This is a genomic window from Leclercia sp. (genome assembly GCF_036780805.1).
Classification (GTDB): Bacteria; Pseudomonadota; Gammaproteobacteria; order Enterobacterales; family Enterobacteriaceae; genus Enterobacter.
In genome coordinates this window covers 116,761-142,764 of the sequence record NZ_DAIQCE010000003.1, presented here as the reverse complement: position 1 = coordinate 142,764, position 26,004 = coordinate 116,761, and the positions used below count along the sequence as shown (strand labels likewise).

23 protein-coding genes and 2 pseudogenes are annotated in these 26,004 nt (G+C 55.4%); 17 read left to right on the top strand and 8 right to left on the bottom strand.

The features are described 5' to 3' along the window. Positions 1-50 precede the first annotated feature (50 nt). Positions 51-950 (top strand): transcriptional activator NhaR, encoded by a 900-nt coding sequence (gene nhaR / locus V7Q49_RS12095; protein ID WP_142488185.1) that lies wholly within the window; start codon positions 51-53, stop codon positions 948-950. A gap of 57 nt (positions 951-1,007) precedes the next feature. Here nhaR and rpsT read toward each other — a convergent pair whose 3' ends face one another. Beyond that, positions 1,008-1,271: a 30S ribosomal protein S20 gene (gene rpsT / locus V7Q49_RS12090; RefSeq protein ID WP_012015991.1), complete on the bottom strand. Its 264-nt coding sequence runs from the start codon at positions 1,269-1,271 to the stop codon at positions 1,008-1,010. Between the two features lie 101 nt (positions 1,272-1,372). On the opposite strand from rpsT, the pseudogene V7Q49_RS12085 reads away from it, so the two are divergent. The 6 genes and pseudogenes from V7Q49_RS12085 (at position 1,373) to ispH (ending at position 7,406) form a co-directional block, all read left to right on the top strand. Continuing rightward, positions 1,373-1,591: pseudogene (locus tag V7Q49_RS12085) on the top strand (DUF2575 domain-containing protein). 7 nt (positions 1,592-1,598) lie between these two features. Then, positions 1,599-2,537 carry a bifunctional riboflavin kinase/FAD synthetase gene (gene ribF, locus V7Q49_RS12080; RefSeq protein WP_333851528.1) on the top strand — a complete coding sequence of 313 codons (939 nt, stop codon included), beginning with the start codon at positions 1,599-1,601 and terminating at the stop codon, positions 2,535-2,537. Positions 2,538-2,570: 33 nt separating this feature from the next. Beyond that, positions 2,571-5,387 carry an isoleucine--tRNA ligase gene (ileS, locus tag V7Q49_RS12075; RefSeq protein ID WP_333851526.1) on the top strand — a complete coding sequence of 939 codons (2,817 nt, stop codon included), beginning with the start codon at positions 2,571-2,573 and terminating at the stop codon, positions 5,385-5,387. Next, the gene (gene lspA / locus V7Q49_RS12070) at positions 5,387-5,887 is read left to right on the top strand and encodes a signal peptidase II (RefSeq protein ID WP_165465193.1); all 501 of its coding nucleotides are present in this window, start codon (positions 5,387-5,389) and stop codon (positions 5,885-5,887) included. Before ileS ends, lspA begins: the two co-directional genes overlap by 1 nt. Before the next feature lie 117 nt (positions 5,888-6,004). Further along, complete coding sequence (gene fkpB / locus V7Q49_RS12065) at positions 6,005-6,475, top strand: FKBP-type peptidyl-prolyl cis-trans isomerase (protein ID WP_333851523.1); 471 nt, start codon at positions 6,005-6,007, stop codon at positions 6,473-6,475. Beyond that, positions 6,456-7,406: a 4-hydroxy-3-methylbut-2-enyl diphosphate reductase gene (gene ispH, locus V7Q49_RS12060; RefSeq protein ID WP_333851521.1), complete on the top strand. Its 951-nt coding sequence runs from the start codon at positions 6,456-6,458 to the stop codon at positions 7,404-7,406. Before fkpB ends, ispH begins: the two co-directional genes overlap by 20 nt. Positions 7,407-7,423: 17 nt before the next feature. Here ispH and V7Q49_RS12055 read toward each other — a convergent pair whose 3' ends face one another. Then, positions 7,424-8,329 carry a LysR family transcriptional regulator gene (locus V7Q49_RS12055; protein ID WP_333851519.1) on the bottom strand — a complete coding sequence of 302 codons (906 nt, stop codon included), beginning with the start codon at positions 8,327-8,329 and terminating at the stop codon, positions 7,424-7,426. Positions 8,330-8,421: 92 nt separating this feature from the next. On the opposite strand from V7Q49_RS12055, the gene V7Q49_RS12050 reads away from it, so the two are divergent. The 6 genes and pseudogenes from V7Q49_RS12050 to V7Q49_RS12025 all read left to right on the top strand — a co-directional run bounded on the left by V7Q49_RS12050 (position 8,422) and on the right by V7Q49_RS12025 (position 15,401). Continuing rightward, positions 8,422-9,054 carry an alanyl-tRNA editing protein gene (locus V7Q49_RS12050; protein ID WP_333851517.1) on the top strand — a complete coding sequence of 211 codons (633 nt, stop codon included), beginning with the start codon at positions 8,422-8,424 and terminating at the stop codon, positions 9,052-9,054. Between the two features lies 1 nt (position 9,055). Next, positions 9,056-9,178, top strand: a pseudogene (locus V7Q49_RS12045) (LacI family transcriptional regulator); the annotation flags it as partial. 132 nt (positions 9,179-9,310) lie between these two features. Further along, positions 9,311-10,132, top strand: a complete 822-nt coding sequence (gene dapB, locus V7Q49_RS12040; protein ID WP_333851516.1) for a 4-hydroxy-tetrahydrodipicolinate reductase — start codon at positions 9,311-9,313, stop codon at positions 10,130-10,132. 455 nt (positions 10,133-10,587) lie between these two features. Further along, positions 10,588-11,736 (top strand): glutamine-hydrolyzing carbamoyl-phosphate synthase small subunit, encoded by a 1,149-nt coding sequence (gene carA / locus V7Q49_RS12035; RefSeq protein WP_333851514.1) that lies wholly within the window; start codon positions 10,588-10,590, stop codon positions 11,734-11,736. Between the two features lie 18 nt (positions 11,737-11,754). Continuing rightward, the gene (gene carB, locus V7Q49_RS12030; protein ID WP_333851512.1) at positions 11,755-14,979 is read left to right on the top strand and encodes a carbamoyl-phosphate synthase large subunit; all 3,225 of its coding nucleotides are present in this window, start codon (positions 11,755-11,757) and stop codon (positions 14,977-14,979) included. A 188-nt stretch (positions 14,980-15,167) separates the two neighbouring features. After that, positions 15,168-15,401, top strand: a complete 234-nt coding sequence (locus tag V7Q49_RS12025) for a YgdI/YgdR family lipoprotein (RefSeq protein WP_333851510.1) — start codon at positions 15,168-15,170, stop codon at positions 15,399-15,401. A gap of 51 nt (positions 15,402-15,452) precedes the next feature. On the opposite strand, the gene V7Q49_RS12020 is transcribed toward V7Q49_RS12025, so the two are convergent. Then, positions 15,453-17,891 carry an autotransporter family protein gene (locus V7Q49_RS12020; RefSeq protein ID WP_333852408.1) on the bottom strand — a complete coding sequence of 813 codons (2,439 nt, stop codon included), beginning with the start codon at positions 17,889-17,891 and terminating at the stop codon, positions 15,453-15,455. Between V7Q49_RS12020 and V7Q49_RS12015 the strand changes: the two genes are divergently transcribed. The 4 genes from V7Q49_RS12015 (at position 17,806) to folA (ending at position 21,632) form a co-directional block, all read left to right on the top strand. After that, positions 17,806-18,288 (top strand): hypothetical protein, encoded by a 483-nt coding sequence (locus V7Q49_RS12015; RefSeq protein WP_333852419.1) that lies wholly within the window; start codon positions 17,806-17,808, stop codon positions 18,286-18,288. The genes V7Q49_RS12020 and V7Q49_RS12015 overlap by 86 nt on opposite strands. 361 nt (positions 18,289-18,649) lie before the next feature. Beyond that, entirely contained in the window at positions 18,650-19,180 is a 531-nt protein-coding gene (gene kefF, locus V7Q49_RS12010) for a glutathione-regulated potassium-efflux system oxidoreductase KefF (protein ID WP_333851508.1), read from the top strand. After that, positions 19,173-21,038 (top strand): glutathione-regulated potassium-efflux system protein KefC, encoded by a 1,866-nt coding sequence (kefC, locus tag V7Q49_RS12005; RefSeq protein ID WP_333851506.1) that lies wholly within the window; start codon positions 19,173-19,175, stop codon positions 21,036-21,038. The genes kefF and kefC overlap by 8 nt, the downstream gene beginning before the upstream one ends. A 114-nt stretch (positions 21,039-21,152) precedes the next feature. Beyond that, a complete protein-coding gene (gene folA / locus V7Q49_RS12000) occupies positions 21,153-21,632 on the top strand; it encodes a type 3 dihydrofolate reductase (protein WP_039030411.1) in 480 nt (159 codons plus the stop codon). 43 nt (positions 21,633-21,675) lie between these two features. Here the strand turns inward: folA and apaH are convergent, their stop codons facing one another. The 5 genes from apaH to surA are packed head-to-tail and all read right to left on the bottom strand — an operon-like array spanning position 21,676 to position 25,998. After that, positions 21,676-22,524 carry a bis(5'-nucleosyl)-tetraphosphatase (symmetrical) ApaH gene (gene apaH / locus V7Q49_RS11995; protein ID WP_333851503.1) on the bottom strand — a complete coding sequence of 283 codons (849 nt, stop codon included), beginning with the start codon at positions 22,522-22,524 and terminating at the stop codon, positions 21,676-21,678. A 2-nt stretch (positions 22,525-22,526) separates the two neighbouring features. Beyond that, the gene (gene apaG / locus V7Q49_RS11990) at positions 22,527-22,904 is read right to left on the bottom strand and encodes a Co2+/Mg2+ efflux protein ApaG (protein ID WP_333851502.1); all 378 of its coding nucleotides are present in this window, start codon (positions 22,902-22,904) and stop codon (positions 22,527-22,529) included. A 3-nt stretch (positions 22,905-22,907) separates the two neighbouring features. Next, on the bottom strand, positions 22,908-23,729 hold the full coding sequence (rsmA, locus tag V7Q49_RS11985) for a 16S rRNA (adenine(1518)-N(6)/adenine(1519)-N(6))-dimethyltransferase RsmA (protein WP_333851501.1): 822 nt from the start codon (positions 23,727-23,729) through the stop codon (positions 22,908-22,910). Then, positions 23,726-24,715 (bottom strand): 4-hydroxythreonine-4-phosphate dehydrogenase PdxA, encoded by a 990-nt coding sequence (pdxA, locus tag V7Q49_RS11980; RefSeq protein WP_333852406.1) that lies wholly within the window; start codon positions 24,713-24,715, stop codon positions 23,726-23,728. Before pdxA ends, rsmA begins: the two co-directional genes overlap by 4 nt. Then, on the bottom strand, positions 24,712-25,998 hold the full coding sequence (gene surA, locus V7Q49_RS11975; protein WP_333851500.1) for a peptidylprolyl isomerase SurA: 1,287 nt from the start codon (positions 25,996-25,998) through the stop codon (positions 24,712-24,714). Before surA ends, pdxA begins: the two co-directional genes overlap by 4 nt. Positions 25,999-26,004: the final 6 nt, after the last annotated feature.

Below are 26,004 nucleotides of genomic sequence, written 5' to 3'. Positions count from 1 at the left end.
CGGGAGGGCAGGCCGCCCTCCTGTAAACACTATCAGGGAGCGAGGATCGTATGTCTCATCTTAACTACAACCATCTGTATTACTTCTGGCATGTCTACAAAGAGGGCTCGGTTGTCGGCGCCGCAGAGGCGCTCTACCTGACGCCGCAGACCATTACCGGGCAGATCAAAGCCCTGGAAGAGCGCCTGCAGGGGAAGTTATTCAAGCGCAAGGGGCGGGGTATCGAGCCCAGCGAACTCGGTGAGCTGGTGTTTCGCTACGCCGACAAAATGTTCACCCTGAGCCAGGAGATGCTTGATATCGTCAATTACCGCAAGGAGTCGAACCTGCTCTTTGACGTCGGTGTGGCTGATGCGCTGTCAAAACGGCTGGTCAGCGGCGTGCTGGATGCGGCGGTGGTTGAGGATGAACAGATCCACCTGCGCTGCTTTGAATCCACCCACGAGATGCTGCTGGAGCAGCTGAGCCAGCACAAGCTGGATATGATTATCTCCGACTGCCCGATCGACTCCACCCAGCAGGAAGGGCTGTTCTCGGTGAAGATTGGCGAGTGTGGTGTGAGCTTCTGGTGCATCAACCCGCCGCCGGAAAAACCCTTCCCGGCGTGCCTGGAGGAGCGCCGTTTGCTGGTGCCCGGCAGACGCTCTATGCTGGGACGCAAGCTGCTGAACTGGTTTAACTCGCAGGGGCTAAAGGTGGAGATCCTTGGGGAGTTTGATGATGCCGCGCTGATGAAAGCCTTTGGCGAAGCGCACAATGCGATCTTCGTTGCCCCGACGCTTTACGCGCAGGACCTCTATTCGGACATCAGGATTACGGAGATTGGCAGGGTGGATAACGTGATGGAGGAGTATCACGCGATATTTGCCGAAAGGATGATTCAGCATCCGGCGGTTCAGCGTATCTGTAACCGTGACTACTCAGCGCTGTTTACGCCACCGGCAATCTGAAGGCATAAAAAAACCCGCGTTAAGCGGGTTCTTTAAACAAGCAACAACAAGTGGCGATTAAGCCAGTTTGCTGATCTGCGCGGTCAGGTTTGCTTTATGACGCGCTGCTTTGTTTTTGTGGATCAGACCTTTAGCAGCCTGACGATCCACGATTGGTTGCATTTCGTTAAATGCGTTCTGCGCTGCAGCTTTGTCGCCTGCTTCGATTGCTGCGTATACTTTCTTGATGAAAGTACGCATCATAGAGCGACGGCTTGCGTTGTGCTTACGAGCCTTTTCAGACTGAACGGCACGTTTCTTAGCTGATTTGATATTAGCCAAGTCCAACTCCCAAATATGATCTATGTGGACAATTCAAAGGCCGAGGAATATGCCCTCTTTGCCTTCTTTTGTCAATGGATTTGTGCAAATAAGCGCCGTTAATGAGCGACGCTATGTTACGTAGTGATGGCGCAGGATTCTACCAGCTTGTCTCTCCTGAATACAGCCTTTCGACACAAAAATCGTCATCTGCGGGCAGATTTTTTCGCTGTGAAAGGCAACCCTGATGAAATCATTACGGCTTTCTGTTTTGCGTGAACAATCGCCGGTTAACCTTAACCGCTGTACAAGGTATACTTTGGCGATTTTCACTGTTTTGAGCCAGTCATGAAGCTGATACGCGGCATACATAATCTCAGTCAGGCCCCGCATGGGTGTGTGCTGACTATTGGTAATTTCGACGGCGTGCATCGTGGACATCAGGTGCTGTTGCAGGGGTTACGTGAAGAGGGGCGGGCACGAGGTCTGCCGGTAGTAGTCATGATTTTTGAGCCGCAGCCGCTGGAGCTTTTTGCCAGCGAGAAGGCGCCTGCGCGCCTGACCCGCCTGCGTGAAAAGTTACGTTACCTGGCGCAGTGCGGCGTGGACTATGTCCTGTGCGTCCGTTTTGATCGGCGCTTCGCCGCCCTGACGGCACAAAATTTTGTCAGCGACCTGTTGGTTGATCGCCTCGGCGTGCGCTTTCTGGCGGTGGGAGATGATTTCCGCTTTGGCGCTGGTCGTCAGGGGGATTTCTTGCTATTACAGAAGGCTGGCCTGGAGTATGGCTTTGATGTCACCAGCACCCAGACCTTCTGCGAAGGCGGGGTACGCATCAGCAGCACGGCAGTTCGCCAGGCGCTGGCCGACGACGACCTGGATGCCGCCGCAACGCTGCTCGGACGCCCGTTCTCTATTTCCGGGCGTGTCGTGCATGGCGATGAACTGGGTCGCACCATTGGTTTCCCTACGGCGAACTTACCGCTGCGCCGTCAGGTTTCCCCGGTAAAAGGGGTCTATGCGGTAGAAGTGACGGGGCTGGGCGATAAGCCTCTGCCCGGCGTTGCCAATATTGGTACCCGTCCGACAGTGGCTGGCGTACGCCAGCAGCTCGAAGTGCATTTGCTGGACGTTGTAATGGACCTTTATGGTCGCCATATAGATGTAATCCTGCGTAAAAAAATACGCAATGAGCAGCGATTCGCCTCGCTTGATGAGCTGAAAGCGCAAATCGCGAGAGATGAATTAACAGCCCGCGAAATTTTTGGGCTATCAAACCCGGCTTAATGCCTGAGATATAAATACGGAACCGAGAATCTGATGAGTGACTATAAATCAACCCTGAATTTGCCGGAAACAGGGTTCCCGATGCGCGGCGACCTCGCCAAGCGTGAACCGGGAATGCTGGCGCGTTGGACCGATGATGACCTGTACGGCATCATCCGTGCAGCCAAAAAAGGCAAAAAAACCTTCATTCTGCATGATGGCCCTCCTTATGCGAATGGCAGCATTCATATTGGTCACTCTGTAAACAAGATTCTGAAAGACATTATCGTGAAGTCCAAAGGCCTCACGGGCTTTGACTCACCTTACGTTCCAGGCTGGGACTGCCACGGTCTGCCGATCGAGCTGAAAGTCGAGCAAGAGTTCGGTAAGCCGGGCGAGAAGTTCACCGCCGCGGAATTCCGCGCCAAATGCCGCGAATACGCCGCGACCCAGGTTGACGGTCAGCGTGAAGACTTTATTCGTCTGGGCGTGCTGGGCGACTGGTCGCACCCGTACCTGACCATGGACTTCAAAACCGAAGCCAACATCATCCGTGCGCTGGGCAAAATCATCGGCAACGGCCACCTGCATAAAGGCGCTAAGCCTGTGCACTGGTGCGTGGACTGCCGCTCTGCGCTGGCTGAGGCGGAAGTCGAGTATTACGACAAAACCTCTCCATCCATCGACGTGGCCTTCGAAGGCGTCGATCAGGAAGCGCTGCAGGGCAAATTTGGTCTGCCGGCCGTAAATGGCCCCATCTCCCTGGTGATCTGGACCACTACCCCGTGGACCCTGCCTGCCAACCGCGCGATTTCCCTCTCTGCGGAGTTCGACTATGCGCTGGTGCAGGTTGAAGGCCGTGCATTGATCCTGGCGAAAGACCTGGTGGAGAGCGTGCTGAAACGCGCGAACATCACCGAATACAGCATTCTGGGTACCGTTAAAGGTGCCGAGCTGGAGCATTTACGCTTTAAGCATCCGTTCCTCGATTTCGATGTGCCGGCGATCCTGGGCGAACACGTCACCCTGGAAGCGGGTACCGGTGCGGTGCATACCGCCGGTGGCCACGGCCCGGACGACTACACCATCAGCCTGAAATACGGTCTGGAGATCGCTAACCCGGTTGGTCCGGACGGCTCTTACCTGCCAGGCACCTGGCCGGCGCTGGACGGCATCAACGTCTTCAAAGCCAACGACATCATCGTCAACATGCTGCGCGACAACGGCTCGCTGCTGCACGTTGAGAAAATGCAGCACAGCTATCCATGCTGCTGGCGCCACAAGACCCCGATCATCTTCCGTGCGACCCCGCAGTGGTTTGTCAGCATGGATCAGAAAGGCCTGCGCGCGCAGTCTCTGAAAGAGATCAAAGGCGTGCAGTGGATCCCGGACTGGGGCCAGGCGCGTATCGAATCCATGGTCGCTAACCGTCCTGACTGGTGTATCTCCCGTCAGCGTACGTGGGGCGTGCCGATGTCTCTGTTCGTGCATAAAGAGACGCAGGAACTGCACCCGAACACCCTGGAACTGATGGAAGAAGTGGCGAAGCGCGTCGAAGTTGACGGCATTCAGGCGTGGTGGGATCTCGACTCCCGCGACATCCTGGGCGCTGACGCAGATAACTACGAGAAAGTGCCAGATACCCTGGACGTGTGGTTCGACTCCGGTTCTACCCACTCTTCGGTTGTTGACGTGCGTCCGGAGTTTGCCGGTCACGCGGCCGACATGTATCTGGAAGGGTCTGACCAACACCGCGGCTGGTTCATGTCATCCCTGATGATTTCCACCGCCATGAAAGGTAAAGCACCTTACCGTCAGGTACTGACCCACGGCTTCACCGTGGATGGTCAGGGCCGCAAGATGTCCAAATCTATCGGTAACACCGTTTCTCCGCAGGATGTGATGAACAAACTCGGCGCTGATATTCTGCGTCTGTGGGTGGCATCAACCGACTACACCGGCGAAATGGCGGTGTCCGATGAGATTCTGAAACGTGCTGCCGACAGCTATCGTCGTATCCGTAACACCGCGCGCTTCCTGCTGGCGAACCTGAACGGGTTTGATCCGGCAAAAGACATGGTGAAACCGGAAGAGATGGTGGTGCTGGATCGCTGGGCAGTGGGCTGCGCGAAAGCGGCGCAGGACGATATCCTGAAAGCCTACGAGTCTTACGACTTTCACGAAGTGGTGCAGCGCCTGATGCGCTTCTGCTCCATCGAGATGGGCTCGTTCTACCTCGACATCATCAAAGACCGTCAGTACACCGCCAAAGCCGACAGCGTGGCGCGTCGCAGCTGCCAGACCGCGCTGTTCCATATCGCGGAAGCGCTGGTGCGCTGGATGGCGCCGATCATGTCCTTCACCGCGGATGAGATCTGGGGCTACCTGCCGGGCGATCGCGAGAAGTATGTCTTCACCGGCGAGTGGTACGAAGGGCTGTTTGGCCTGTCCGGGACCGAAGCCATGAACGACAGCTTCTGGGATGAGCTGCTGAAAGTGCGCGGCGAAGTGAACAAGGTGATTGAGCAGGCGCGTGCCGACAAGAAAGTGGGCGGCTCTCTGGAAGCGTCAGTAACCCTGTACGCTGAACCTGAGCTGGCGGCGAAGCTGACCGCGCTGGGCGATGAATTACGATTTGTCCTGTTGACCTCCGGGGCGAATGTTGCGGATTATGCCGACGCGAGCGCGGATGCCCAGCAGAGCGAACTGCTCAAAGGGCTGAAAGTGGCGCTGGTGAAAGCCGATGGTGAGAAATGCCCGCGCTGCTGGCATTACACTACCGATGTCGGCAAGGTGGCGGAACACGCAGAGATCTGCGGACGCTGTGTCAGCAACGTCGCCGGTGATGGCGAAAAACGTAAGTTTGCCTGATGAGTAAATCACTCTCTTCAACAGGGCTGCGCTGGCTGTGGCTGGTAGTGGTCGTGCTGATTATCGATCTGGGCAGCAAGTACCTGATCCTCCAGAACTTTGCTCTGGGGGATACGGTCTCGCTGTTCCCGTCGCTTAATCTGCACTATGCGCGCAACTACGGCGCGGCGTTTAGCTTCCTGGCTGACAGCGGTGGCTGGCAGCGCTGGTTCTTTGCGGGTATCGCTCTCGGTATCTGCGTGGTATTGGCCGTACTGATGTACCGCGGGAAAGCCACGCAAAAGCTGAATAACATCGCCTACGCGCTGATCATTGGCGGCGCGCTGGGTAACCTGTTCGACCGTCTGTGGCACGGCTTTGTGGTCGATATGATCGACTTCTACGTCGGCAACTGGCACTTCGCCACCTTCAACCTGGCCGATACGGCGATTTGTATCGGTGCGGCGCTGATTGTGCTGGAAGGCTTCCTGCCTAAACCGGCGGCGAAAGAGCAGGCGTAATTGTAAATGCCGGGTGGCGTTGCGCTTACCCGGCCTACAGAATTTGCGGCCTCCCGTAGGCCCGGTAAGCGCAACACCACCGGGCAACAGGTGACCCAAAACAAGCGAGCAATTTGCATGTCTAAATCCGTACAGAGCAACAGCGCGATGCTGGTTCATTTCACGCTGAAACTTGATGATGGCTCCACCGCGGAGTCCACCCGCAATAACGGCAAACCGGCGCTGTTCCGCCTTGGCGATACCTCCCTGTCTGAAGGTCTTGAGCAACAGTTGCTGGGGCTGAAAGAAGGGGAGAAAAAAGCCTTCTCTCTGGAGCCGGATGCCGCGTTTGGTGTGCCATCCCCGGACCTGATTCAGTACTTCTCGCGTCGTGAATTTATGGATGCGGGCGAACCGGAAATCGGGGCGATTATGCTCTTTACCGCTATGGATGGCAGTGAAATGCCTGGCGTGATCCGTGAAATTAACGGCGACTCAATCACCGTCGATTTCAACCACCCGCTCGCCGGGCGTACCGTCCATTTTGATGTTGAAGTGCTGGAAATTGACCCGGTACTGGAGGATGTGAATGCAGATCCTGTTGGCTAACCCGCGCGGTTTCTGTGCCGGAGTAGACCGCGCTATCAGCATTGTAGAAAACGCGCTGGAGCTTTACGGCGCGCCGATTTATGTCCGTCACGAAGTGGTGCATAACCGCTACGTGGTGGATAGCCTGCGTAACCGCGGGGCGATCTTTATCGAACAGATCGACGAAGTGCCGGATGGCGCGATCCTGATTTTCTCCGCACACGGCGTCTCCCAGGCGGTGCGTAACGAAGCAAAAAGTCGCGATCTGACCGTGTTTGACGCCACCTGTCCGCTGGTCACTAAAGTGCATATGGAAGTCGCACGTGCCAGCCGCCGCGGCGAAGAGTCGATCCTGATCGGTCACGCAGGTCACCCGGAAGTGGAAGGCACCATGGGCCAGTACAGCAACCCGCAAGGGGGGATGTATCTGGTCGAGTCTCCGGACGACGTGCTGACCCTGAACGTCAAAAACGAAGCCAAGCTGTCGTTTATGACCCAGACCACGCTCTCCGTGGATGATACCTCTGACGTCATCGATGCGCTGCGTAAGCGCTTCCCGAAAATCGTCGGCCCGCGTAAGGACGATATCTGCTACGCCACCACCAACCGTCAGGAAGCGGTGCGCGCCCTGGCGGAGCAGGCGGATGTGGTGCTGGTCGTCGGCTCGAAAAACTCCTCGAACTCCAACCGTCTGGCCGAGCTGGCGCAGCGGATGGGGAAAGCGGCGTTCCTGATTGACGATGCTACCGATATTCAGGAAGGCTGGGTGAAAGAGGCTCAGTGCGTCGGTGTGACCGCCGGTGCCTCTGCTCCGGATATTCTGGTGCAGAACGTGATTGCCCGTCTGCAGGAGCTGGGCGGCGGAGATGCCATTCCGCTGGCGGGGCGCGAAGAGAATATCGTCTTCGAAGTCCCGAAAGAGCTGCGTATCGACGCCCGCGAAGTTGAGTAAGATTTAAAAAATGCCAGTCACTGAATGACTGGCATTTTTTCATTCAGGTAGTCGATCATCGCCCGCATTCTGGCAGGCATATGTTTGTTACCTGCCCATAGCAGCCAGAGATCGCCCGTATAGCTACTGAGAAACTCCCACTCCGGCAGTACCTGCACAATCTCTCCGCTTTCCAGCGCCTCACACGCTGTGAACAGCGGTAAACTCCCGATGCCCAGACTGCGCTTTACCGCATCCAGCCTCACGCCCGTGTGGTTAGCGGCATAACGTCCATGCGTCTGTATCGTTTCCATTTTCCCGTTTAACGCAAACTTCCAGCGTGAATCGGCCGGGGTTTCACCGAGCGAAATACAGCTATGGTGCTGAAGATCGTGCGGATGCTGTGGCGTACCCATACGGCGAAGATACTCTGGCGTGGCGCAGATCACATGGGTGACCGGCATCAGCGGTTTACCGTACAAGCCTGGAGAGGGGGTATTGGTGATCCGTAACGCCAGATCGACACCGTCGTCGATCAAATCCATATAGCGATCTTCCAGACGCAGACAGACATCAATGTGCGGATAGCGCTCGAGGAATGCCGGGATTAAAGGATGGATCACAAAACGTCCTACGGCTTTTGGCACGCTCATTGTCAGCTTTCCCTGCGCAACGGTCTGCAGGCTGCTGCCTGAATCCATCGCCTGCTGCGCCGCGTCCACCATATCCAGCGCATGTTCATAAACCGATTTTCCGGTCACGGTAAGGGCCAGTTTGCGCGTGGTGCGGTGCAGTAATTTACATCCCATTTCCTTTTCAAGTCGAGAAACACAGCGGCTAATCGCCGAGGGCGTTGCGCCAGTGAGCCGGGCTGCGGTTGAAAAATTGCCATGTTCTACGATGGTGACGAAAGTGGCGAGATCGGGAAGCAGGGTAGGTTTCATTTGTGCATACCAGGCAAGAGTGCAATGTGTGAGTGGCCGATTATCGACACTCAAGTGATGAATATACTGTCAGGGTACAGAGGAGAACAACCATGACAGAACGACTTTATTACACCAGTGACGCGACAGCAGGCCGGGCGCAGGTAATCCGCTGCACCGAAGAGCCTGACGGCCGTTACGCCATTGAGCTCAATCAAACCCTTTTCCATCCGCAGGGGGGCGGACAGCCCGCGGATCGAGGATCGATCGCCGGGATGGTGGTAGAAGCGGTCTCCCTGCGCGGAGAGCAGGTCGTTCACATTCTGTCCGGCGCGCTTGCGCCAGGCGAGGTGGAGATACAGGTCGATGAAGATGTGAGAGAACGTCACGCCCGCTGGCACAGCGCAGGCCATTTGATTGGCTATGCCGGCGAGCAGTTTGGCTGGAAGCCGGTAAAAGCCCATCACTGGCCCGGTGAAGGGCGGATTACCTTTATGCCCGGCGAGCCTCAGGGCCTTCTGCCTGATGCCAGGGCTCTGATGGCCATGATTGACGGCTGGAAAGCCGACAACCTGCTTCGCCATACCGAAACTGAATCCGGCAGACGCAAGGTTCGCTTTGGCGATCTCCCGGCCTACCTGTGCGGAGGAACGCACGTTAAACAGCTGGCGGATATTGGGTTAGTGCAGATCCTCGGGCTGAAGATGAAAAAGGGGCAACTGGTAGTCACCTATGCCCTGGATTAACAGGGAGATTGGCCGTAAAGCGGGGGAGTGACTCTAAAGCCGGATTCAGGGCAATGATGAACCCGCGAAACGGATCATCCTGCCGCCTGCGCTGGAGATACGTGAATCATGCGGTATTCACTGACGATCATGTCTTTCACTGATATCTCTCCCTGTTTATCATTAAATTCTAATTATTGGCGTTTTCAGATAGCGGCATCGACAGAGGCTGGTTAATCTGAAAAGGTTTACATCATTTTAACGTAAGAGAATAACTATGCATGATGCACAGGTCCGCGTCGCGATTGCTGGCGCGGGTGGCCGTATGGGCCGTCAGTTAATTCAGGCGACATTACAGATGGATGGCGTCACCCTGGGCGCGGCTCTGGAGCGAGAAGGATCATCCCTGCTGGGCGCCGATGCCGGGGAACTGGCGGGCGCAGGCAGGTCCGGCGTGACCGTACAAAGCAGCCTCGAGGCGGTAAAAGATGACTTCGATGTCTTCATCGACTTCACCCGTCCGGAAGGTACGCTCAGTCACCTGGCGTTTTGTCGTCAGCATGGCAAAGGAATGGTTATTGGCACCACCGGTTTCGATGATGCAGGTAAAGAGTCTATTCAGGATGCGGCCAAAGAGATCGCTATCGTCTTTGCAGCGAACTTCAGCGTGGGCGTGAACGTCATGCTCAAACTGCTGGAGAAAGCGGCGAAGGTGATGGGGGATTACACCGACATCGAAATCATCGAAGCGCACCACCGCTATAAAGTCGATGCCCCGTCAGGTACCGCGCTGGCGATGGGCGAGGCGATTGCTCAGGCGATGGATAAGGATTTGAAAGAGTGCGCCGTCTACACCCGGGAAGGCCATACCGGTGAACGCGTTCCCGGCACCATTGGTTTTGCCACCGTGCGTGCGGGCGACATTGTGGGCGAACATACTGCGATGTTTGCCGATATTGGCGAGCGCGTTGAGATCACCCATAAAGCGTCAAGTCGTATGACTTTTGCAAATGGGGCTGTTCGTTCTGCAATTTGGTTGAAAGGCAAAAAAAATGGTCTCTTTGACATGCGAGATGTGCTCGATCTTAACAATTTATAATCATAGTTACCCTTCGTGATGTGGTTATTGCAGTCATAATTAGTTGATTGCAGAGGGCAATATTTTATTGCCCTTTAATTTTATCTGTTTCGTTCTGTTTCTATTATTAAGCGTCCATAAAGTGGAGTTATTGCCATTATTTTTGTTTCAACATTGTGAATTTTGACCAAGTGGTCCACTTTTTGAGGCTGCGAAAGCACTCTTTAAACTAAACGTGTCTCGCAAGCGTTTTCTTAAGTGATTTAGTTGATCTTTTTGCCCGTTAAAAGCTTTCCTGTCCATCAGTGGCACAAAAACTACAAATAAAACCTGCTTTTTAAGTTGACTTTCCCCTGCCAAATCCCCAGAATGCCGCCGTTTGCCGAAAATCCACTGGCAGCAGATTTGCATTGCTTCGTACTACGGTTATGAATTAATATGCAAATAAAGTGAGTGAATATTCTCTGGAGGGTGTTTTGATTAAGTCAGCGCTATTGGTTCTGGAAGACGGAACCCAGTTTATCGGTCGGGCCATTGGGGCAACAGGTTCGGCGGTTGGGGAAGTCGTTTTCAATACTTCAATGACCGGTTATCAAGAAATCCTCACTGATCCTTCCTATTCCCGCCAAATCGTTACTCTAACTTATCCCCATATCGGTAATGTCGGCACCAACGCCGCTGATGAAGAGTCCTCCCAGGTACATGCACAAGGTCTGATTATTCGCGACCTGCCGCTGATTGCCAGCAACTACCGCAATACCGAAGACCTCTCTTCCTACCTGAAACGCCATAACATCGTGGCGATTGCCGATATCGATACCCGTAAGTTGACGCGTCTGCTGCGTGAAAAAGGTGCCCAGAACGGCTGCATCATCGCGGGCGACAACCTCGATGCGGCCCTGGCGCAGGAAAAAGCCAAAGCCTTCCCGGGGTTGAACGGCATGGATCTGGCAAAAGAAGTGACCACCGCTGAGGCCTACAGCTGGACTCAGGGAAGCTGGACGCTGGCAGGTGAACTGCCGGAAGCCAAAAAAGAAGACGAACTGCCGTTCCACGTGGTGGCTTACGACTACGGCGCCAAGCGCAACATTCTGCGCATGCTGGTGGATCGCGGCTGCCGTCTGACCGTTGTGCCGGCAAAGACCCCGGCAGACGACGTGCTGAAGATGAACCCGGATGGGATCTTCCTCTCTAACGGCCCGGGTGACCCGGCACCGTGCGACTACGCTATCGACGCGATTAAGAGCTTCCTCGAAACCGATATTCCGGTATTCGGCATCTGTCTCGGCCATCAGCTGCTGGCGCTGGCGAGCGGTGCGAAAACCGTGAAGATGAAGTTCGGTCACCACGGTGGCAACCACCCGGTGAAAGATATCGACAACAATACGGTGATGATCACCGCGCAGAACCACGGTTTTGCTGTCGATGAAGCCTCCATGCCTGCCACCCTGCGCGTAACGCACAAGTCGCTGTTCGATGGCACCCTGCAGGGGATTCATCGCACCGACAAACCGGCGTTCAGCTTCCAGGGGCACCCGGAAGCCAGCCCAGGCCCGCACGATGCCGCGCCGCTGTTCGATCACTTTATCGAACTTATCGAGCAATACCGTAAGACCGCTAAATAATCAGGAGCCGAGAAGACCATGCCAAAACGTACAGACATAAAAAGCATCCTGATCCTTGGCGCTGGCCCGATTGTTATCGGCCAGGCCTGCGAATTCGACTACTCCGGTGCCCAGGCCTGTAAAGCCCTGCGCGAAGAGGGTTACCGCGTTATCCTGGTGAACTCCAACCCGGCAACCATCATGACCGACCCGGAAATGGCTGATGCGACCTACATCGAGCCGATTCACTGGGAAGTGGTACGTAAAATCATTGAAAAAGAGCGTCCTGATGCGGTACTGCCGACCATGGGCGGCCAGACGGCGCTGAACTGCGCGCTGGAGCTGGAGCGTCAGGGCGTGCTGGCCGAGTTCGGCGTGACCATGATTGGCGCCACCGCCGACGCGATTGATAAAGCCGAAGACCGCCGCCGTTTCGACGTGGCGATGAAAAAAATCGGCCTCGACACCGCGCGTTCCGGCATAGCACACAATATGGAAGAAGCGCTGGCGGTTGCCGCTGACGTGGGTTATCCGTGCATCATCCGTCCGTCCTTCACCATGGGCGGCACCGGCGGCGGTATCGCCTATAACCGCGAAGAGTTCGAAGAGATTTGCGAGCGCGGTCTGGATCTTTCCCCAACCAAAGAGCTGCTGATTGATGAGTCGCTGATTGGCTGGAAAGAGTACGAGATGGAAGTGGTGCGTGATAAAAACGACAACTGCATCATCGTCTGCTCCATCGAAAACTTCGATGCCATGGGCATCCATACCGGTGACTCCATCACCGTGGCACCTGCCCAGACGCTGACCGACAAAGAGTACCAAATCATGCGTAACGCCTCGATGGCGGTATTGCGTGAGATTGGTGTGGAAACCGGCGGCTCCAACGTCCAGTTCTCGGTTAACCCGAAGAACGGTCGTCTGATTGTTATCGAGATGAACCCGCGCGTATCCCGCTCCTCTGCGCTGGCATCGAAAGCCACCGGCTTCCCGATTGCCAAAGTGGCGGCGAAACTGGCGGTGGGTTATACCCTCGACGAGCTGATGAACGACATCACCGGCGGGCGTACCCCGGCCTCCTTCGAGCCGTCTATCGACTACGTTGTGACTAAAATTCCTCGCTTCAACTTCGAGAAATTTGCCGGTGCTAATGACCGTCTGACCACCCAGATGAAGTCCGTTGGTGAAGTGATGGCGATTGGCCGCACCCAGCAGGAGTCCCTGCAGAAAGCCCTGCGCGGCCTGGAAGTGGGCGCCACTGGCTTCGACCCGAAAGTGAGCCTGGACGACCCGGAAGCGCTGACCAAAATCCGTCGCGAGCTGAAAGATGCCGGTGCCGAGCGTATCTGGTACATCGCCGACGCCTTCCGCGCCGGTCTGTCCGTCGATGGCGTCTTCAACCTGACCAACATCGACCGCTGGTTCCTGGTGCAGATTGAAGAGCTGGTGCGTCTGGAAGAGAAAGTAGCGGAGCTGGGTATCAACGGCCTCGACGCTGACTTCCTGCGCATGCTGAAGCGTAAAGGCTTTGCCGATGCGCGTCTGGCAAAACTGGCGGGCGTACGCGAAGCGGAAATCCGCAAGCTGCGTGACCAGTACAACCTGCACCCGGTCTACAAGCGCGTGGACACCTGCGCGGCAGAGTTTGCCACCGACACCGCGTATATGTACTCCACCTATGAAGACGAGTGCGAAGCGAACCCGTCCGTTGATCGCGACAAAATCATGGTACTGGGCGGCGGTCCAAACCGTATCGGCCAGGGCATCGAGTTCGACTACTGCTGCGTACACGCCTCGCTGGCGCTGCGCGAAGACGGCTACGAGACTATCATGGTCAACTGTAACCCGGAAACCGTCTCGACCGACTACGACACGTCTGACCGTCTCTACTTCGAGCCGGTAACCCTGGAAGACGTGCTGGAAATCGTCCGTATTGAGAAGCCAAAAGGCGTTATCGTGCAGTACGGTGGCCAGACTCCACTGAAGCTGGCGCGTGCCCTTGAAGCGGCAGGCGTACCGGTCATCGGCACCAGCCCGGATGCGATTGACCGCGCTGAAGACCGCGAGCGTTTCCAGCACGCCGTTGACCGTCTGAAGCTGAAACAGCCGGCCAACGCCACCGTGACGGCGATTGAGCAGGCGGTTGAGAAAGCTAAAGAGATTACCTACCCGCTGGTGGTGCGTCCGTCCTACGTGCTGGGCGGTCGGGCGATGGAAATCGTCTACGACGAAGCCGACCTGCGCCGTTACTTCCAGACTGCGGTCAGCGTCTCTAACGATGCCCCGGTGCTGCTGGATCGCTTCCTCGATGATGCGGTGGAAGTGGACGTGGATGCCATCTGCGACGGCGAAATGGTGCTGATTGGCGGCATCATGGAGCACATCGAGCAGGCAGGCGTACACTCCGGCGATTCCGCCTGTTCTCTGCCAGCCTATACGCTGAGCAAAGAGATTCAGGACGTGATGCGCGAGCAGGTGCAGAAGCTGGCCTTCGAACTGCAGGTGCGCGGTCTGATGAACGTGCAGTTTGCGGTGAAAGACAACGAAGTCTACCTGATTGAAGTCAACCCGCGTGCGGCGCGTACCGTCCCGTTCGTCTCCAAAGCCACCGGCGTTCCGCTGGCGAAAGTGGCGGCGCGTGTGATGGCGGGCCAGACCCTGGTGCAGCAGGGCGTGACCAAAGAGATCATCCCACCGTACTACTCGGTGAAAGAGGTGGTGCTGCCGTTCAACAAATTCCCGGGCGTTGACCCGCTGTTAGGGCCAGAAATGCGCTCTACCGGGGAAGTGATGGGCGTGGGCCGCACCTTCGCAGAAGCCTTCGCGAAAGCGCAGCTCGGCAGCAACTCCACCATGAAGAAACAGGGCCGTGCGCTGCTGTCCGTGCGTGAAGGGGATAAAGAGCGCGTGGTGGACCTGGCCGCGAAACTGTTGAAGCAGGGCTTCGAACTGGATGCGACCCACGGTACCGCGATTGTGCTGGGTGAAGCCGGTATCAACCCGCGTCTGGTGAACAAGGTGCATGAAGGTCGTCCGCACATTCAGGACCGTATCAAGAATGGCGAATACACCTACATCATCAACACCACCGAAGGGCGTCAGGCGATTGAAGACTCCAAGCTGATTCGCCGCAGCGCGCTGCAGTATAAAGTACACTACGACACCACCCTGAACGGCGGTTTCGCGACAGCCATGGCGCTGAACGCGGACGCCACCGAGAAGGTGATTTCGGTGCAGGAGATGCACGCGCAGATTAACAAGTAATACGTCTGTTATCGTAGGCCCGGCAAGCGAAAGCGCCGCCGGGCAAACGGCGGGTGGCGCTTCGCTTATCCGCCCTACGATGCTTACCTTCCTCTTCAGAACCTTCTGCTTTTCCATCTCCCATCAGTCAGTTAGCCTAAAATTATCAGGTCGATAATTAAATCCAACTGAAAAGCAGGGAGAACACCATGCGAAATAATCTTTTGCTGACTTCAATTTTTACTGCCGCAGCACTGTTTACCGTTGCCGGTTGTTCATCTAATCAGGCGGTGAAAACCACCGACGGCAAAACCATTGTGACCGACGGTAAGCCACAGGTGGATGATGATACCGGTCTGGTTTCGTATGAGAATGCGGAAACCGGGAAAACCGAGCAGATCAACCGCGATCAGGTTAAATCCATGGGTGAGCTGGATAATTGATAAAGAAATGCAGTGGCCTGAGCCACTGCACGTTTGACGTGAGTAACGGCATTACCAGCGGTGGTTCAGCAGGATATGGCCGCCATAGGCATCATAGCTATTTTCACCCCATTCGCCGCTGGCACGCAGCGAGATCAACGTGGTCTCGTTCAGCTTGCCGGTAATGCCCAGCTCCAGCTGACCGCGATCGTCCGGGGTATCGTTGCTGAACGCTTCGCCGTTGAAAGCGACATCGTTCTGTCCGGCACCTTTCAGCCAGTTAACCGCCACGTAAGGCTGCCACGCCTGCACATCTTTCTGGTTAAAGTAGCTGGATTTCACACCCACACGCCCCAGCACGCTGTCGTTATCGAGGGTGGAAATACGCACACCGTCGGCGTCAGTATGGTTTTCCTGATCGAGATAGCTGTAGACAGCCTGGATCTGCGGTTCGATTTTCCAGGTTCTTTCGCTTTCTGAGTCAACAATCCAGGCGTGTCCCGCTTCCAGCGAGGCTGCAAAGCCGTGGCTGTTATAGGACTCGTTGCTGCGATCGTCGCTTCTCAGCGTGTTATGATACCAGCCGAAAGAGGCCCAGCTGTCGATATAGCTACCTTTGCGCAGCTGCTGATCTTCCTGCCAGGTGGCGTATACGCCGACGTTCACGCCATCCACTTTACCCTGTGCAGAACGTTTGCTGCCCGTCGAGGTGGCGTCGGTTTTGGCCTGACCCGCACCGAACATCATCCCGCTATGCAGAACGCCGGTGTCCATATTCTTGCTGATAAAATCACTACCCACCTGCATCACGTACTGGGTGGTGTCGTAGTTGACTTTGCCGCCCGCCACGTCATTTTCATGATAGCGGCCTTTCACGTACATCCAGGTATTAAGATCGTCTTCATTGCGTAGCGTCAGCTGATCGCGATCGTCACGTTTGTGCAGGAACATATCTTGGGCGGCGAGATAGTTACCGATATACGCACCCACTTCAGGCGCAAGATTGCTTCTCGCAGGCGGGGTATAGCCGCCATCGCTGTTGTCATCAGGATCGCTATCAGGAACGACGCTGTTACCGTTGCCATCGTCAGGAGTCGTCGATGCTGACTCCAGATACCAGTTACCATCAGTGTGCTGGTTCAGGCTATATTCCCAGGCTCCGACGACTACTGGTCTGGAGAGAGAAAACGCAGCATCGGAGTTACCGCCCACGCTCACCACCTGCATCCCGTTGACGGTTTGCGCGCCAGCCCCGCCAATATTGGTGATGCTAACACCGGATTCACCCGCGCTGTTGCCGGTGATGGTCAGATGATCGGTCAACGCGCTGTCATCCCCGAGCACGCTGTTCATGGCAATCAGGCTGCCGCTTACGCCGGTGTAGTCACCATTGATAGTGAAATCGTTGCCGACGCTGTTGTTCAGCCCGCCGATCTGCAGCGTGCCGCTGTTGGTGACGTTGCCGTTAATGGTGTTAATGTCAGGAGAGCTGGAGGCGATGTTCCCCTGCACGGCATTCCACGACGCCAGCACGCCGCCGCTGAGGATATCAACGTTGTTGTTTACCGTGCCTGCGCTGGCGAAAGTTGCATCCTTCCCAATTGTGATGGTGGCGGTGTTGCCTGCGCCACCCAGGGTTGCACCTTCAGCGACCAGGGTGGTGCCGCTGCTCAGAAGCGTGTTGCCGGTGTAGCTGTTGATGCCGGTGAGGGTTAACAAATTAGCATCGTGTTTTTCGACATTGCCGGTACCGGTCATATCAGATGTGAAGATGGAGTCCGAACCCTGGTTAAAGATGAAAGTGCCGTTATTGGTTACCGTACCGGTCAGTGAGCCGGTATGGGTGCCGTCGCCCAGCTGCAGCCTGCCGACACTGGAAATCAGGGTATTGCCAGCGTCATTTTTTACGTCGCCAGCCAGGGTCAGTGTACCTGTGTTGACCTTAATTGAGTCGCCGGTGCCGATGATATCGACATTGCCGGTCAGGGCCCACACATCACCGTTCATGGTCAATGAAGCAAAGCCATCATCTGCGTTCAGGCCGCGGAAATTGCTGTCTTCAGAACCCCCGCCACGTAATGTAATGGTGTTCGTTTTGGAAATGGTTGAGATGACATCGCCATCAAGCTGAGATCCGGTTTCCAGAGTAAGCGTGTTGGTTTGATTACTATTAAAAGTGACTGCACTTTCTGAACCTTTTATCACGCCGGAGTTAATGAGTAGCAGGCGGTGATTATCGTTCACGATAACGCCGTTTAGGGCTCCTTCGATCCTCCCGCTATTTTCAAGATTACTTTTACCTGCAGTATTAAGCTCTATACCATTTCCGTTGCTGCCTGTGAAAGTGCCAGCATTATTTAATGTAATACCCGCATCGGCTGAAATCGCGGTTTTACCTTCGATAGTCCCTGTTAAGGTATTAGCGATGTTAAAACTGCTCGAATCTTCCAGAATTTTAATGCCGTACTCGGCGCCACGAATTGCCCCAGCGTTATTTATTTCCCCGCCCATATTGTTGACGGTAATTCCGTTGGCCCCGGTAGACTCTACTAACGCATTTTGTTGGTTGGATAACTCAAGCGTTTGCCCTTCTGTAATGATAAACATTCCGTCGCTCACGCCAGTAATGTTCCCGCTATTCATTATGCTGCGGACACTGCCGCCAGAAACCATGACAGCGGGATCGGTCGTGGAAGGAGTAATATTGACACCTTCCGTGATGATATACGTATCATCTTTTTCAAAATCTAGTGCTTTATCTGTCGAACCACTAATTGTGGTTTCTGCGAATACCATCAATGGAGTAAATACGAGTAATGCTGATAAGGATGGAAAAAGGCTTATTAATGATTTTGTTGTCTTATTTAATTCCAGGGTTTTGCTTTTCATTGCCACATCCGTTTTGTGATTAAAGGATGCGTATTTTAGTAACAAGGTAATTTTTTGTAAAATGCGACTTTTAGGATTTTATTTATTAATACAGGTATAAACTATTGAGTTATCAGTAATTATTATTTGAAACTTAATTTTAAATTATAGATTAAATTCATTTCTGATATTACGTTTTTCATATTATTTTATGGGGATTAATCTTAATGGTAAATATTATGTTTATTCTTTATGGAGCTGATGAAAATAATAGATTTTAACCTAAAGGGGTTTATCAATCGTTGCGGTTAACGCCAGCGCGAGCACAGAGCCCTTCAAACGCCGGGCTTTCCTGTCTACACTGACTGTCACAACCAGATAGCAGTTCAATCAGGGTAATCATGATCCTCATTATTTACGCCCATCCTTACCCGCATCACTCCCATGCGAACAAACGGATGCTTGATCAGGTTAAGACGCTGGAGGGCGTAGAGATCCGCTCGCTCTATCAGCTCTATCCTGACTTTAATATTGATATCGCTGCCGAACAGGAGGCGATCGCCAGGGCAGATTTGATCGTCTGGCAACACCCGATGCAGTGGTACAGCACGCCACCGCTGCTAAAGCTGTGGATCGATAAAGTGTTCTCGCACGGCTGGGCATACGGCCATAACGGCAAGGCGCTCAGGGGCAAAAGCCTGCTGTGGGCGGTGACCACTGGCGGCGGCGAAAGCCATTTTGATATCGGATCCTTCCCCGGTTTTGAGGTGCTGGCGCAACCGCTGCAGGCGACCGCGCTCTATTGTGGACTGAACTGGCTCCCGCCGTTTGCCATGCACTGTACCTTTGTTTGTGACGACGAAACGCTACAGGCCCAGGCCCGACACTATAAACAACGTTTACTCGACTGGCAGGAGGCGCACCATGGATAGCCATACGCTGATTCAGGCGCTGATCTATTTAGGCGCCGCGGCGCTGATTGTGCCGGTTGCGGTACGCCTCGGGCTCGGCTCAGTGCTGGGGTATCTGATCGCGGGCTGCGTAATTGGGCCCTGGGGATTCCGGCTGGTCACCGACGCCGAGTCGATTCTGCACTTTGCCGAAATCGGTGTGGTGCTGATGCTGTTTGTTATTGGCCTGGAGCTGGATCCGCGTCGACTGTGGAAGCTGCGCGCCTCGGTATTTGGCGGCGGGGCATTGCAGATGGTGGCCTGCGGTCTGCTGCTGGGCGGATTCTGCATCCTGCTGGGCATGGACTGGAAGGTGGCGGAGCTGATCGGTATGACGCTGGCCCTCTCCTCCACGGCTATCGCCATGCAGGCCATGAACGAGCGTAACCTGACGGTTTCCCAAATGGGGCGCAGCGCCTTCTCGGTGCTGCTGTTCCAGGATATTGCGGCCATTCCTTTGGTGGCAATGATCCCGCTGCTGGCCGTTTCCGGGGCCTCCACCACCCTCGGTGCTTTTGCCCTTTCGGCATTAAAGGTCGCCGGGGCGTTAACCCTGGTGGTCCTGCTCGGACGCTACGTCAGCCGACCGCTGCTGCGCTTTGTCGCCCGTTCCGGCCTGCGGGAAGTGTTCAGCGCCGTGGCCTTGTTCCTGGTCTTCGGCTTCGGCCTGATGCTGGAAGAGGCGGGGCTTTCTATGGCGATGGGCGCGTTCCTGGCAGGGGTGCTGCTGGCAAGTTCGGAGTATCGTCACGCGCTGGAAAGCGATATCGAGCCCTTTAAGGGGCTGCTGCTGGGGCTGTTTTTCATTGGCGTCGGCATGTCCGTCGACTTCGGCACCTTAGTGACCCATCCGCTGCGCATCGCGATCCTGCTGGTGGGCTTCCTGGTGATTAAAATGGCGATGCTCTGGCTGGTCGCCCGCCCGCTGAAGGTGCCCGGAAAACAGCGCCGCTGGTTTGCGGTGCTGCTGGGGCAGGGGAGTGAATTTGCGTTCGTGGTGTTTGGCGCGGCCAGCATGGCGAACGTGCTCGATCCGGAGTGGGCGAAGGCGCTGACGCTGGCGGTGGCGCTTTCGATGGCGGTGACGCCGCTGCTGCTGGTGGTGTTGACCCGTCTGGACGCGGCCAGCAGTGGTCAGGAGCGTGAGGCGGATGAAATTGACGAAGAACAGCCGCGGGTGATCATCGCCGGATTTGGCCGTTTCGGTCAGATCGCAGGCCGTTTGCTGCTCTCCAGTGGCGTCAAGATGGTCATCCTCGATCACGATCCGGATCATATTGAGACCTTGCGCAAATTTGATATGAAGGTCTTTTACGGCGACGCCACGCGGGTGGATCTGCTGGAGTCCGCCGGGGCGCAGAAGGCCGAAGTGCTGATTAACGCGATCGACGATCCGAAGAACAGCCTGCAACTGGTCGAGCTGGCGAAGACCCATTTCCCGCATCTGAAAATCATTTCCCGGGCGCGCGATATCGATCATTACATCAAGCTGCGTCAGATCGGTGTTGATGCGCCGGAGCGTGAGACCTTTGAAGGGGCATTAAAATCAGGTCGGCTGGCGCTGGAGAGTCTCGGGCTCGGGGCGTATGAAGCCCGGGAACGGGCCGATCTGTTCCGCCGGTTTAATATTGAGATGGTCGAAGAGATGGCTGAAATGGCAGAGAACGATGCCACGTCGCGCGCGGCGGTCGTTAAACGCACCAGTGCCATGCTGATGGACATCATCAATGAAGATCGTAATCACCTCTCGCTGACGCAGCGCCACGGCTGGCAGGGAACCGAAGAGGGTAAGCATACGGGCGATCCGGGAGACGAGCCGGAGAGTAAACCACTGGCGTGAAGAGGGGTTGCCAGCAAATATAAAAAATTTCCTGTTCTTTACTCTGCCGCCAGTCGACGAAAGATTAAGCTTTCCGTATAGTGGCGGCAATTTTTTGCATCCGGGAAATAATCAATGATCAGTCTGATTGCGGCGCTTGCGGTAGATCGCGTGATTGGCATGGAAAACGCCATGCCGTGGAATCTGCCTGCCGATCTCGCGTGGTTTAAACGTACTACGTTGAACAAGCCGGTAGTAATGGGGCGCCTGACCTGGGAGTCAATCGGGCGTCCTTTACCGGGCCGTAAAAATATCGTAATAAGCAGCCAGCCCGGCACGGATGAGCGTGTTGAGTGGGTGAAATCCATTGACGAAGCCATTGCTGCCTGCGGCGATGCCGAAGAGATCATGGTGATTGGTGGAGGCCGTGTGTACGAGCAATTCCTGCCGAAAGCGCAGAAATTATATCTGACACACATTGATGCTGAAGTGGAAGGGGATACCCATTTCCCGGACTACGATCCTGACGAGTGGGAATCGGTATTTAGCGAATTCCACGACGCAGACGCGCAAAATTCGCACAGCTACTGCTTTGAGATCCTTGAACGCCGCTAATGTTTTACTGCACCTTTCCCGACGGGAGAGGTGCAGCTCTCTGTTACGACGCTACCGCTTCACTCTCGTCTAAATCCTGATGCCGGTTCGACGGCTGAACAAAGTACGCTTTATCTTCCCAGCGCAGACAGGTGAGTTCTCCACCCCAGCAGCAGCCGGTATCCAGCCCGTAAATGCCTTCAGGCGTACCTTTGCCCTCCAGTGACGCCCAGTGACCAAAGATCACGCTGTAATGATCCGTTACCGGTCCGGGGATCGCAAACCAGGGTTTAAGCGGGGTCGGCGCGTTTTCCGGCACATCCTTGCAGTACATATCCAACTGACCGTTCGGGAAGCAGTAGCGCATGCGGGTGAAGGCGTTGGTAATAAAACGCAGGCGCGCCACACCGCTGAGCTCCATGCTCCAGTTGTTGGGCATGTCGCCGTACATGGCATCGAGGAAGAAGGGATAAGAGTCGCTGGAGAGTACGGCTTCGACGTCGCGTGCGCACTCTTTCGCGGTTTGCAGATCCCACTGCGGCGTAATGCCCGCGTGCGCCATCACCAGCTGCTTCTCTTCATCAACCTGCAGCAGCGGCTGGCGGCGCAGCCAGTTAATGAGCTCATCGGCGTCAGGCGCATCCAGCAGCGGTGTGATCCTGTCTTTTGGTTTATTACGGCTGATCCCGGCGTAAACCGCCAGCAGATGCAGATCGTGATTGCCAAGGACGAGCCGCACGCTGTCACCCAGCGACTTCACAAAACGCAGTACTTCCAGCGAGCCAGGCCCGCGCGCAACGAGATCGCCGGTGAGCCATAGCGTGTCCGTGCCTGGGGTAAAATCCACCTGCTTTAACAACGCGATCAGTTCATCGTAGCAACCATGAACGTCGCCAATGAGATATGTAGACATGTTTAGTGAATGAGTGTTGGAACAGCCAGACGGAAAACAGGAATGGCAATGCGGAATGCATTGCCGTCGGCATCGACCATTTCATAATGGCCCTGCATGGTGCCCAGCGGCGTTTCGATTACCGCGCCGCTGGTGTACTGATACTCTTCGCCGGGATCAATGTGCGGTTGTTCACCCACCACACCTTCGCCCTGAACTTCAATTTCACGACCGTTACCATTGGTGATAAGCCAGTAGCGCCCGAGCAGCTGCACAGGCATCCGCCCCAGATTGCGAATGGTTACCGTGTAAGCAAAAACATAGCGTTCTTCATCCGGCGTGGACTGGGACTCAATATAGATGCTTTGTACATGAACACATACGCGGGGCGAATCAATCATGGCTTAGCTCTCCTTCGGCGGCGCATTTTCGCTGATGTAATTAGCCAGCTTGCAGTACTGTTCTACGGAGATGTTCTCCGCACGCATTGTCGGGTCGATACCCAACTGAGCTAACACCTCAACGGTAAACAGATTGCCAAGGCTGTTACGAATCGTTTTACGGCGCTGGTTAAAGGCTTCCGTGGTGATACGGCTCAGAACGCGCAGCTCTTTAACCGGGTACGGCTTCGTTTTATGCGGCACGAGACGCACAACCGCAGAATCGACTTTTGGTGGCGGCGTGAACGCAGATGGCGGCACTTCGAGTACCGGAATCACGTTGCAGAAATATTGCGCCATCACGCTTAAACGACCATACGCTTTACTGTTTGGCCCTGCAACCAGTCGGTTGACGACCTCTTTTTGCAACATAAAGTGCATGTCGGCAATGGCATCAGTATAGCTAAACAGGTGGAACATCAGCGGCGTGGAGATGTTATACGGCAGGTTGCCGAACACGCGCAGCGGTTGCCCCATTTTCTCTGACAGTTCGCCAAAGTTCATGGTCATGGCATCTTGCTGATAAATGGTCAGTTTCGGCCCGAGGAACGGGTGCGTCTGCAGACGTGCTGCCAGATCGCGGTCCAGTTCGATGACGGTCAGCTCATCCAGACGCTCGCCAACCGGCTCGGTCAGGGCAGCAAGGCCCGGCCCGATTTCGACCATCGCCTGGCCTTTTTGTGGATTGATAGCCGAAACAATACTTTCGATCACGAATTGATCGTTGAGGAAGTTTTGCCCGAAACGTTTACGGGCTAAATGGCCCTGGTGGACGCGATTATTCATTGAGTATTAACAATCATTTTGATGGCGAGATTAAGCGCCGTAATAAAACTGCCGACATCTGCTTTCCCCTGGCCCGCTAAATCAAGCGCAGTGCCATGGTCAACAGAGGTGCGAATAAAGGGTAAACCGAGGGTGATGTTCACGCCGCGGCCAAATCCCTGGTATTTTAGCACGGGAAGGCCCTGATCGTGGTACATCGCCAGCACGGCGTCTGCATGATCGAGATATTTGGGTTGGAACAGAGTATCTGCAGGTAGCGGCCCGCTAAGATTCATCCCCTGGGCCCGCATCTCGTCCAGCACGGGAATGATGGTGTCGATCTCTTCCGTACCCATGTGACCGCCTTCGCCCGCGTGCGGGTTGAGGCCGCACACCAGCACGTGCGGATCGGCAATGCCGAATTTGGTGCGTAAGTCATGGTGCAGGATGGCAATCACATCGCGCAGCAGATCCGGTGTAATAGCGTCGGAAACCGCTTTGATCGGCAGATGCGTGGTCGCCAGCGCAACGCGCAGCTCCTCGGTTGCCAGCATCATCACCACTTTTGCGCTGTGCGAACGCTCTTCAAAAAACTCGGTGTGACCGGTAAAGGCCACGCCGGCATCGTTGATCACCCCTTTATGTACTGGCCCGGTGATCAGCGCGGCAAATTCGCCGTTCAGGCAGCCATCGCAGGCGCGCGCCAGCGTCTCCACCACATAGTGGCCATTTTCGGTACTCAGTTGACCGGGAACAACAGGCGTACGCAGCAGGACTGGTAATAGCGTCAGGGTGCCCGCTTGCTGGGGGAGGGGAGCATTTTCTGCCTGATACGGCAGCAGCGTGAGGGGCAGATTGAGCAGCTTCGCCCGCGCCTCAAGCACGCTGGCATCGGCGCAGATCACCAGTTCGACCGGCCAGCTGCGCTGGGCAAGCTGGACGACCAAATCAGGACCAATCCCGGCGGGTTCGCCGGGAGTGATGACAACACGATGGTGCTTCATTATTTGCTCAGAACTTTAACGTAAGCGCTGGCGCGTTGTTCCTGCATCCAGGTTGCCGCTTCTTCAGAGAACTTACGGTTGAACAGCATACGGTACGCGCGGTCTTTCTGGGCCGCATCGGTTTTATCCACGTTACGGGTATCCAGCAGCTCAATCAGGTGCCAGCCGAAGGTGGAGTGAACCGGTTCGCTCAGCTGACCTTTGGTCATTCGCATCAGCGCATCGCGGAAGGCCGGATCGTAAATATCGGCTGCCGCCCAGCCCAAATCGCCGCCCTGATTCGCAGAACCTGGATCCTGAGAGAACTCTTTCGCGGCGTTAGCGAAGGAGGTTTTACCGCTACGAATATCGGCGGCAATCTGCTGCAGTTTCGCTCGCGCCTGATCGTCATTCATCAGCGGGGAAGGTTTCAGCAGAATGTGGCGGGCATGCACTTCGGTGACGGAAATGCTCTGGCTTTGTCCACGCAGATCGTTCACTTTCAGGACGTGGAAGCCAACGCCGGAACGAATTGGACCCACGATATCGCCTTTCTTCGCCGTGCTCAGCGCCTGGGCAAAGATAGACGGCAGCTCCTGAATACGACCCCAGCCCATCTGGCCGCCTTTCAGCGCCTGCTGGTCAGCAGAATAGGTGATGGCCAGTTTGCCGAAATCACCGCCGTTACGCGCCTGATCGACGATGGAACGAGCCTGGCTTTCCGCTTCAGCAACCTGGTCGGAAGACGGGTTTTCTGACAGCGGGATCAGGATGTGGCTCAGGTTCAGCTCGGTGCTGGCGTCATTCTGGTTACCCACCTGTTTTGCCAGCGCGTCGACTTCCTGCGGCAGGATCGTCACGCGACGACGCACTTCGTTGTTACGTACTTCTGAAATCAGCATCTCTTTACGGATCTGATTACGGTAGGTCGAATAGCTGATGCCGTCATAGGCCAGACGGCTGCGCATCTGGTCGGCTGACATGTTGTTCTGCTTCGCAATGTTGGCGATAGCCTGATCGAGCTGCTCATCAGAGATTTTCACACCCATCTTCTGACCCATCTGCAGAACGATCTGATCCATGATCAGGCGTTCAAGGATCTGATGACGCAGTGTGGAATCATCCGGAAGTTGCTGACCTGCCTGACCCGCGTTGAGCTTCACAGACTGCATTAAACCATCAACGTCGCTCTCAAGTACCACACCGTTGTTCACAACGGCAGCGACTTTGTCGACAACCTGTGGGGCCGCGAAGCTGGTATTCGCGACCATAGCGATACCGAGCAGCAGCGTTTTCCAGTTCTTCATACTTTT